General features: G+C 38.5%; 9 protein-coding genes, 1 pseudogene and 1 CRISPR repeat array. All 10 genes and pseudogenes read right to left on the bottom strand.

Annotated elements, in window-relative coordinates; genetic code table 11:
• Window positions 1-37 precede the first annotated feature (37 nt).
• A CRISPR array of direct repeats spans window positions 38-787; the repeat unit is 30 nt; unit sequence ATTTCAATTCCACTCTGGTGCGGTTAAAAG.
• A gap of 468 nt (window positions 788-1,255) precedes the next feature.
• The 10 genes and pseudogenes from JCM15548_RS03125 to cas7i all read right to left on the bottom strand — a co-directional run bounded on the left by JCM15548_RS03125 (window position 1,256) and on the right by cas7i (window position 9,871).
• Window positions 1,256-1,555: a helix-turn-helix domain-containing protein gene (locus JCM15548_RS03125; protein WP_062122412.1), complete on the bottom strand. Its 300-nt coding sequence runs from the start codon at window positions 1,553-1,555 to the stop codon at window positions 1,256-1,258.
• Complete coding sequence (locus JCM15548_RS26115; RefSeq protein WP_062122411.1) at window positions 1,524-1,865, bottom strand: type II toxin-antitoxin system RelE/ParE family toxin; 342 nt, start codon at window positions 1,863-1,865, stop codon at window positions 1,524-1,526. The genes JCM15548_RS03125 and JCM15548_RS26115 overlap by 32 nt, the downstream gene beginning before the upstream one ends.
• Window positions 1,866-2,006: 141 nt before the next feature.
• Window positions 2,007-2,270 (bottom strand): CRISPR-associated endonuclease Cas2, encoded by a 264-nt coding sequence (gene cas2, locus JCM15548_RS03115; protein WP_062122410.1) that lies wholly within the window; start codon window positions 2,268-2,270, stop codon window positions 2,007-2,009.
• Window positions 2,271-2,322: 52 nt separating this feature from the next.
• Window positions 2,323-3,330 carry a type I-B CRISPR-associated endonuclease Cas1b gene (cas1b, locus tag JCM15548_RS03110; protein ID WP_062122409.1) on the bottom strand — a complete coding sequence of 336 codons (1,008 nt, stop codon included), beginning with the start codon at window positions 3,328-3,330 and terminating at the stop codon, window positions 2,323-2,325.
• A gap of 34 nt (window positions 3,331-3,364) precedes the next feature.
• Window positions 3,365-4,693, bottom strand: a complete 1,329-nt coding sequence (locus JCM15548_RS03105; RefSeq protein WP_227625376.1) for a hypothetical protein — start codon at window positions 4,691-4,693, stop codon at window positions 3,365-3,367.
• Between the two features lie 117 nt (window positions 4,694-4,810).
• A pseudogene (locus JCM15548_RS26110) lies at window positions 4,811-5,056 on the bottom strand (SWIM zinc finger family protein); the annotation flags it as partial.
• A gap of 15 nt (window positions 5,057-5,071) precedes the next feature.
• Window positions 5,072-5,593: a CRISPR-associated protein Cas4 gene (gene cas4 / locus JCM15548_RS03100; protein WP_062122407.1), complete on the bottom strand. Its 522-nt coding sequence runs from the start codon at window positions 5,591-5,593 to the stop codon at window positions 5,072-5,074.
• A 242-nt stretch (window positions 5,594-5,835) separates the two neighbouring features.
• Window positions 5,836-8,118: a CRISPR-associated helicase/endonuclease Cas3 gene (locus JCM15548_RS03095; RefSeq protein ID WP_062122406.1), complete on the bottom strand. Its 2,283-nt coding sequence runs from the start codon at window positions 8,116-8,118 to the stop codon at window positions 5,836-5,838.
• Window positions 8,115-8,774 carry a type I-B CRISPR-associated protein Cas5b gene (gene cas5b, locus JCM15548_RS03090; protein ID WP_062122405.1) on the bottom strand — a complete coding sequence of 220 codons (660 nt, stop codon included), beginning with the start codon at window positions 8,772-8,774 and terminating at the stop codon, window positions 8,115-8,117. Before cas5b ends, JCM15548_RS03095 begins: the two co-directional genes overlap by 4 nt.
• Window positions 8,774-9,871 carry a type I-B CRISPR-associated protein Cas7/Cst2/DevR gene (gene cas7i / locus JCM15548_RS03085; protein ID WP_173427640.1) on the bottom strand — a complete coding sequence of 366 codons (1,098 nt, stop codon included), beginning with the start codon at window positions 9,869-9,871 and terminating at the stop codon, window positions 8,774-8,776. Before cas7i ends, cas5b begins: the two co-directional genes overlap by 1 nt.
• Window position 9,872 lies beyond the last annotated feature (1 nt).

Genomic DNA, 9,872 nt, shown 5'->3' with positions numbered 1-9,872 from the left:
GGCGCAGGTGCGAGTGCATTTGTAACCTCGCTAGCCCATTTCAATTCCACTCTGGTGCGGTTAAAAGTGGTTGTGAACGAGGATATGTCTTTGACTTACAATCATTTCAATTCCACTCTGGTGCGGTTAAAAGATGGCTCACCGGGGTAGCAGTTACGATTTTTGGAATTTCAATTCCACTCTGGTGCGGTTAAAAGGAAGTACAAAAACTATAATTCTTTTCGCAATGTTATTTCAATTCCACTCTGGTGCGGTTAAAAGGCTTTTTTCGTTATATCAAGCCATTAGCCCTTTTTAATTTCAATTCCACTCTGGTGCGGTTAAAAGAAGGAGAAATACCCAGATAGGGAATATTTTATTGAGTATTTCAATTCCACTCTGGTGCGGTTAAAAGTCGGTGCCGGAACCGATACCCCTCAGGGTGTGACCGATTTCAATTCCACTCTGGTGCGGTTAAAAGAGAGTCTCCTCATGATTGCCGGTGACAATCTTTTCAATTTCAATTCCACTCTGGTGCGGTTAAAAGAGACACTGTCTCTTCACAAATGATTCTCACTCACTGATTTCAATTCCACTCTGGTGCGGTTAAAAGTGAAAGGGATGCAGCTTACCGACCGGTTAAGCTAATTTCAATTCCACTCTGGTGCGGTTAAAAGCGCCAGCATTCTGTTACGGATATTGCCCGGTACCTATTTCAATTCCACTCTGGTGCGGTTAAAAGCGGGTACCTGTTCGCCGTTATCGGAATCACAGTTGAATTTCAATTCCACTCTGGTGCGGTTAAAAGCCGTTAGTTTTTCACAAAAAAATAACGACATTACTGGTGTAAAGATAGCTTTTGGATGGTGTTTTGCAAGCGAAAAGTTGTCGATGCCTGAAAGTTCAAAAAAGACCGAGGATCGACAACCACATTTATATAATTGATTTTCAGTACGTCAAAGAACTTTCTTCTATTATGAATTGCATTCTTTGTTATGAAATAATAATATTTGCAGGTGGAACGACAACCTTAAATTATTTATCTTATTCATAATCAACGCCTTACCGACATCATCACGAACGACTTAAAACTGTATTTTATCTGATATTTAAAGAAACTATTGTTTTGAGGTAACAAAAAAATCAGAGAACTGGATTAATATGAGAAATAGAACTGGAGGTTCAGCCCTGATTATGAAAAAATACTGATTAATAACAAAACTTTTTTACAAGGCAATGCCTATATTTTCCAATGAACTACGGCCTGAAAGCCATTTTAAAATTCAACACTAACATGAAGCTTTCCTCCTAATCCGGTTTCAATAATTTTCCGCAAGGTTGAGATCCGAACGTCACTTGAAGCCCTTTCTATTTTCGAAATATACGACCTTTTCACCTCCAATTTTTCTGCCAGTTGTTGCTGTGTTAAATTGGCTTTCTTACGAGATGCTTTTACCAACTCCGCAACCATGAAGGCTTCTGCTTTTTGCTTAAAACCGTCACGAGTCTTGGTTCCTTCCTTGCCATAATTCTGGTCAAGGAGTTCATTTATTGTTTTGGGATTCTTTGTCTTCATAATACATCCTCCTTATTCTTTTGGCTTGTTCGATTTCCTTTCTCAGGGTTTTTTGGGTTTTCTTCTGAAAGCCATGCAGTAAAATCACAAGTTTGTTATCATCGAAAAAACAAAATATTCGATAAATATTGCGCCCCACCTCGATTCTGATTTCATATATTCCATCTTCAAGGTGTTTAAAGAAATTAGTCGATATTCTTTGCACTGAAATTACAATTTGCAAAACGTAATCAACTTTTTCTTTCACCTTCTGTGGGAGTGGGTTATAAAACTCCCAAAAATAATCTTTGTAGGGTTCAAGTATTCTCATGACGATACTACAAATGTAACTAATTAGTTTCTTTTTTTCTATATCTATGCGGCCGAAAATTTTCCAGGTCTTGCAGGAAGTCCAACAGAAGATCTATAATACAGTGTTAGAGGCTCAAAACTGTAGTTGGAAACACAGTAATTACAGGAAATTATCAATATCAGCACGCTCCAATCCAATAACTTCTTTATCAAGCCATTTTTCTTGCCGAGTTTTAAAAATAATCAAGCTGTCAGTCTGAGGATTCATGATTTTTAAAGCGTTAAATTTTAGTTCTGTTAGCTTTACTTCTGAAATTTCACCTTCAAATACAGAATTTTGAATCCAGTTCAGATATTTACGGCAAAGTCTGAGCATTTTCCCTACACGCTTCTGGTTGATGTCATAAACAAGAATAATATACATAAGAAGGTAGTTTATTTTGGTTGGAAAAATTCTGGCTTGATATAGAAGGATTCTACCACCACATTTTAAAGGGTTTATACTCCTCAATATCCAAGAGGTGTTTACTTAATTTATAGCACTCCAATTTCACCAGGTGTTTATAGCTCACATTTCGGTTCAGTTTACGGTGCTTAATGGTTTCGTTGAGGCGTTCTTCAAATGCCTGTACAAATATCTTTTTACCCGATGGATTAAGCAGACAGCGGTTAAGTTGGCGGTCGAAATGCTTTTCCTGTATCGCCTTTTTATTTAACACTTTAAAGATAACCCTGTCCACCAAAAGCGGCTTGAAAATCTCGGCCAAATCAAGTGCCAGAGAGTAGCGGCGTTCGCCAGGCGTGTGCAGGTAACTGATTACCGGGTTGAGCTGGGTTTGGTGTATGGCACGCAGGCATTGACTGTAGCACATCATGTTTCCGAACGAGATAAGCGCGTTCACCTCGTTCTGTGGTGGCTGTTTGGTACGATTACCCATGGAGAAATCGTTGACTATGAGATTGAATGCATCGTAATAGGTCATCCGAATATTGCCTTCAATGCCCATTAACTGGTCGATGGCAGAAGTGTTGGCAATGGATAATCTCAGGGTTTCAATCTTTTCGATTATTTCGGCCATATCCTTATCGCGATTGTGATAGTATTTTAGGTTTTTAAGGATGTTAAAAGATGCTCCGTCAATAAAATTCCTTGCAATGGTCTGGCGTTTGACTTTATCCGTGTAGTGCGAAGTCTGTGCCATAAGCATGCGACCAGACAGCAACTGGTCACGTGGCATAAAGGAGCCTGTATAGTTTTCGTAATAGTCAAAAAAATGTACGGCAATATTGCTTTGCCCCAGAAAATTATAGAGGGCACTGTTAGCATCCAGTGATCCAAAAACGTACAAGTCCTCAATACCCTCAACAGGCAAATACCGAGGAGCGGCAACAGGGTTGCCCGGCTCAACCATCGGTGTGAATTTTAGCGTATTGTCCTTTCGGCTCAACTGCCCTGGATTAAAAAGGTAGTAGGTTTTTTTCATGGCTTGGATTAAAAGTGTTTATTTAGTATCTCCATCATGCTTTCCGGTTTTTATAAACCTGTCGGAAATGTGAGACCAACCTGGCGGCAACATCCTTGCCGCCAGCTAAATCCGACAAGTTTTTCAAATATTTCACGGTTTCGTTATAAACCGGTCGGCCTGTTGCTTCTGCATAATTAAGGATAGCCTGAGAGTATAATTCCACAACCTCGGCCGGATAGTATCCGGCAATAATCTTTGCATACTCATCCACAAACACCATAAATGTTTGATTGATTTGTAAGAGCTTGAGCAAACGGTCATAAAGTTCTTCCTCAGAAAAAATTTTGGCCAGAGCAAACGCACTTTGAAAACTCCCTTTGGCATCCGAACCTTTTATGCGATCAATGATTAAATTTCGCTTTTTTTCCCATCCCTCCTTAGGCCAATTATCTTTCAGCAACTTAAAATACTTAATCTGATATTGCGTTGAGTAAAACAAATCTTCAGCCAGTGCCAATATCTCTTTTTTATTGGGCTCTTTTTGAGCTATCTCCAAAAGCTTTTCCTTGTACTTAGAACCGGGAGACCAAGCATAGCGATCGCCCTTTTCCAGAATAATACCTTCCCTACAGAATCTGCGTGCCTCATCAAATTTTTTCTCAAAAATGAAACGGTCGATAACTTTCATCCTAAATTCAGTAATATTAAGATTCGCTGTAACGACCTCCCACGCTTCGGCTAGTCTGCCTTGTCTTTCAAAAAAATCAATTTTAATTTGCAGCAACCCCCTAATATTAAATTCCTTTCCCAAAGTTCTGATTCTTTGGTCTATCAATTCCAAAAGGCATTTTTCTTGTTCTTTTGTATAGGCAAGTTTTCCAAGAAGACTCAATAAAGAATCGTCTAAACCCAGATTATTATAGCGCTCAAAGGGCAACTGCGTCACAAAATAATTAAACATCACATCTTTAAACGCTGGTTGAGCCAATTCATTTATTTGACACATCACCTCCAAAGCATCCTCCCAAATCATCATAATGCCGCCTCCTGAGTCGTCCATCTCCATAGCCAATTCAGGAGTTTCCTCCATAATTACAGAAACAAGAGCGAACGTTTCATCAACGTTACTTTTTGTCAAACGTTTGCTGGCATCATCCAGCAAACTTAATACAGGGCTAACAAAATCGTCTGCATGGTAGTAATCTATATAACCATACCGATCGGCCGCCTTCAGAGCAATCTCACGGATAATTTGCCTATACCTATCTTCGGATAATTTTGATTGATCCTTATCGGGAAACGCCATCAAAAAAGAGTTTAAGAACAAATCATCGAAATGAAGCTGCTGCGAAACAAAATCACGCAAATCATTGTCCGTCATTCGGGACAGAATATTTGTGGCGGTCTCAAGAGACGAAAGTTGTTGCGATTTTTCATCGTTACTTTTTGTGACACCAATGGATTCGTCACCTTTTACCAGATTCTTTACATACCGTAAAACAGCCACCACATGCTTGCAAACCGGACCCTTATCGTACGGACAGTCACAATCCCAGTCAAGAACCTTATTGCCAAGAAAGTCAATAGTCACGGTATAATCATCGCTCCCTTCAACGCTGGCAGTCCAATGTCCTTCAGGATACTCAACAGCCTCAGTTATGGCATTTGAATAGTAATACGCCAGCCCCCGGTCAACAATAACCGGGTCGATCTCAGAGTCAAAATTGTCTAGATATAACTGCATATGAAAAAAAATGGATTACAATGGCAATTCTTCACCTTCCCCCGAATAACAAAAGTCGAAGTACGAGCAATTACGGCATTTTCTGCTGTTCAAAAGCGGAGGACAATTTGGAGTCGAGATGATTTCCTCTATTTGTCGCCGCATTTCTACTATTTTCTCATCATCATCTTTTGACAACTCCAGATTTAGCGTTTTTCGCAGAGTTGGATATTCCAGTACAGCGGTGGCGCCATCTATACCGTTTCTCTTCAACACAAATAAGTAGTATTTCACTTGCCACTCATGCGCCTCCTCATGGCTCCGACTCTTTTTTATTTCGTGTACCACCTTATTTCGGGCATCGTAGAAGTCGATTTTAACCCCATCAATTTCAATCTCTGTATATTTATCACTACGAAAAGGATAAGTATTTTCATGTATCAGTTTGCCCTCAGCCACCAAATCGCTGGTATGCTCCATGTTAATACCATTGGCAAATAACCAAAGTTTACGGTGACATACTTGATAATAGTTGAAATGAGTTCCGGTTATTTGCATGACCTTGATTACTTCTTATGAGTTCACATTAATAAATTTTTGCCTACATAAATAGATTCAGCAGCTACAGAGCCTTGAAAAAACAATATTGGATTCATGATGAGGGCATAACCTTTAAGAGAAAGGCAAACTCTTTGCTCCGCTTTTAAAAGAAAGTGGCTGTACATAAAGTTAGTGCTGTATTGCTTATATTCTTGTTTACTACTGTTTTCTTATCGCGCAGCTTTTGACAATGTTGGTTTTTAATAAAACTGTGACTGCTGACTGCTTTCTTCAACATCTAATTGCAAACCTAAATTATCGTCATATTTTCGATTAATGATAAAATAAGATTGCTCTTTGATTACTTCTTTTCGAATAAGTTGAAAAGCTGAAACTTCACGCTGAATACCTTCTTTAGAAATCAACGATGCAAAACGTTGTTTTGTTATGGAAACCTTCAAAGATTCAGCCTTGATGAATTTGTTTGCTTCCAGCAATTCTTGATATTCATGCGCCTTTATAGAGGGCAACACTTTTATTCCATCAAATTGTTTTTCAAATTCCTCTTCGCGATGTGGAAAAAAAATAAAGGGAGAAAGGTTTTCCAGGACATCTGCTTTCAAATGGGAATAAACTCGGTCAAAATCGTCCTTATCCTTGACCGACCAATCAGGATAAACCTGATCAATGTATTTTTGCAATTCGATTTCGGAAACTACTCCTGAATTAATAGCTTCTATTTCACGAAGCACATTCAAAGTTCTAAAAATAATCTCCTCATTTTTATAGATATATTTGTCCACATCGTTGCGTTTGGAAAATATGATACAATCGCAGGGTAAACGATAATGACCGTTTAACCGATGACGATTCACACGCCCAAATCGTTGCAATAATGCATCAAGCGGGGCAGGCTCAGTAAAAATAACATCGTAATCAATATCCAAACTGACCTCAATCGCCTGAGTTCCCACCAAAAGCTTTACATCATCTGATTTCAATTCATTCTCTTTCTGGTTACGATCCACTCCATTAAAAGCGCTATGAAGCAATACTTTTTTTGAAGCATTCAAAATTTTGTAAATAGCTTGAGCTTGTTTTACAGTATTACTAACAACTAACACCTTGTCACCTGAATCTAAGCGAAGCTGAATATCAGCAACATGATCGAAAAGTAACCCTTCATTCACTCTTATTCGGTGCCGAACAAATGATTGGTATAACTCTTCATCTGCACAAACTTCTGTATAACTCCCTAATGCTTCAGAAAATTCCCTTTTCAAGAAGCTTGGCAAAGTGGCAGTCATAAGACAAACATTCACATTCAGAAATCGGGAAGCAAACTCGATGAGAACTTTGATTTGTGCGGTTACTTCAGGATCATAAGCATGAATTTCGTCAAAAATAAAATAGCCACCACTCATTTCAAAAATACCTTTTTCAAAACCTTTCAAACCGAAAATAGATTTAAGCAATTGAAAGGGAGTTGTAACTTTTAAAGGAGGAACTAGGGCTCGAAAACTATCTTTAAGCTCATATTTAATCTTTTCATTTTGCAAACTATAATCTTCTTCCCCGAACCGACTTTCAATGTACTCCGTCAGTTTTCCATGAACAACTCCAACAATTTCATTATTTCCTTGCATCTTGTGGTCAAGTCGTTCAAACATGGCATTGATTGAAGCTGTGAACGGCAAAATGTAAAAGGTTCGTCCTTGTCCATTTTCCTTAATCTGTTTATGAAGCCACATTAACGAGGCTTCTGTTTTTCCAGAGCCTGTTGGAGCTGTCAATATAATATTCCCATTAATTTCCGAAGACCTCTTTTGGTGATAATATGGTCTCCATTCGGTATCGTATAGAAAATTAAAATGCTTTTCTTCTAAAACGTTCACTTTAAATATTCCGGCGGAAGCCGAATGATCGCATTGTTTCAAAGCTCCGGCAGCCATTAACAACTCCTGAAAAACTATATTACTCGCGTTAATCGGATTACGAGCATAATCTTTAATCAATTGAAGAGGAAAGGTTAATGAGCTAATTTTGAATGGGACATTATACTCTTTCAAAAAGGCCTGTATGAATTGCTGATTTAGCTTCTGGGTTTCTTCATCCCATTCCAGTTTCCCATCCTCTCCAAATGAAAATAAATCCTCACCAGTTTTATAACCATGTTGAATATGATCAAAAAGAAAATTGAAGTCCTTGTGGTGTCCAGCAATAATTAATTTCAATATCGATTTATCCTCTTCTGGTAATTCCAATTGTTCCACAAAAGAGACTGAAAACAGCTCATGTCTCTGATGATACCAATTAGTGCGCTCCTTGGAAAGCATCTTTTGAAACTCAGAATGGGATTTTCCCAAATCATGAAAAATGATTCCTAATCGAATTAATTGCCAAAAACGATCTGAATCGCCTACAGGTAGGCGTTCAAATGCATTCCGAAGTGATTCGCACACCCCCAAACATTCATCAATGTGTTGTTTCAGTGAAATAGGAGGTTCTGATTTGGCCAGAACCTCCTTTGTTGTAGTTATCATACTTCAAATTTGTGAAAGAAAATATCACTGTCAAATTCTTCTAGTACAGACCTATAACCATGCAGTTGGGAGTTAACCGGATTATTATAAGAAATTACAGAGTACGGCTCAGTTCCCATATTTTTTCGAGGTATGGTGTTACTAAAATATTTAGGTAAAGCTTGAATTTGCCCAGGCAAATTGTTTCCGTGGAACGGAATAACCTGACCTCCAAATCTTGCATCTTGCACCTCCTGCATTTCGACTACTTTAATACTTTCAATTCCAGCCAAATCCCCGCTTCGCCCTAACAGGAGTTGATAGGCAGGCTCTCGAAAACACGAAACCAAATCTTCATCAACGAGGTACAAGAAAAGTCGGCAATCGTACAAAAACTCACGGTGCATTACATTTGACTTGACCGCATTGTCAGGATAATTTTTACCATTAGCCTTAATCTGGTAAATAGTTTCCAAATCTATCGTCTTTATTTTAAAATCAAAGTAATAACCAAACTCCATTTTCCTGTTCTGTAAATACTTTCCAGATGCCGCATTAATCAAGCCCATAACCGTGCTAACAGGAGGAACCTCAAGCGTAGGCTGGAAACCCGAAATTAGGTTGGGATATCTGAAACTCGAAGTCCACGAGTTCAATTTTAAACGGAATGCTTTCATTATTCAATTTGAGATTTCATTTGTTCACAATACTGGTCGATAGCATCATTTACCGACAGCACCTTTACAGTTGGAATATCTTCCATTGTTTCCAGTGTCTTCAAATCATCAGTAATTTCATCCATGAAACCACTTCGGCGACCAATAAATACTGAGCCAATGAAAGTGTCTTTGTAATCTTTTAAAACTTCGACCAAGCCTTCAATATTGAAGACTACTTCCTCGTCACGTTGTCCCTTACTGCCAACAATATGACTAAACGGGTGATTTCCTGTTTTAGTAGTTCCCAGGATAATAAATTTGGGAGTTACATCACCCATGTTATTGGTCTGCATTGCTCCTCCAGAGATAATTTTTAAAGCCTGAATGGTGTCAGTTGCCCTTTTTTCCCGGATACCTTTTGCTAATCTGATCAGCTTCTTCGGATTCCCTTTTCCATCCAACACGTAAGGATCATCAATTTCCTCCGCTCCATTATTCAATGCTTCTTCTTGTAATATGATTGAAAGATTTTTAAATCCAGTACGATCATAATTAGAGAAGGTCCCAACCATAGAAAGATCTAAGCTAAACATTCCCTTCATAATTGCACTATATTCCTGTTTTTCGTAAGGAACGGCGTCTCCTTGTTGACGCGTCATGCTTGACCAATTCTGTTCAGGCCTAACACTAGCAGCGGAGATAATTGCTGAATTCTTTAAAGGAGATATTCGAGTTACTGTCACATTTGTCATTTTGACATTACCCTTTTTATCTTTGACAGGTTCACCATTTTCATCTAGTTCGGCATCCTTGGCTGCACGCATATAGCCAAACACATCATCATCAGGAAACTTCAGCGGATTAGCATTGGTAAAAGCAATTTTTCCATCTCGGGTAATTGGAGATAAATTCCAATCTGCATTTTTCTGCAAAGCTTCACGCCACCAGTATCGCCATGCCTGACCCGATACATAAACATAACTACGTCCGTTTTTTCGGATTGTTTTAGTTGCAACTGCGTTGTCGTTATTGCTTTGAGTATTTTTGCCGGCATTATTTAATGCCACTACATCAACATCAATTAATACAAATCCTTGGGTTTTGATATTTTTCATG

Origin of the sequence: Geofilum rubicundum JCM 15548 (assembly GCF_000974365.1) — a bacterium.
GTDB lineage: Bacteria > Bacteroidota > Bacteroidia > Bacteroidales > Marinilabiliaceae > Geofilum > Geofilum rubicundum.
Note: the sequence above shows the minus strand (reverse complement) of the source record. Positions and strands in the feature narration are given on the sequence as shown.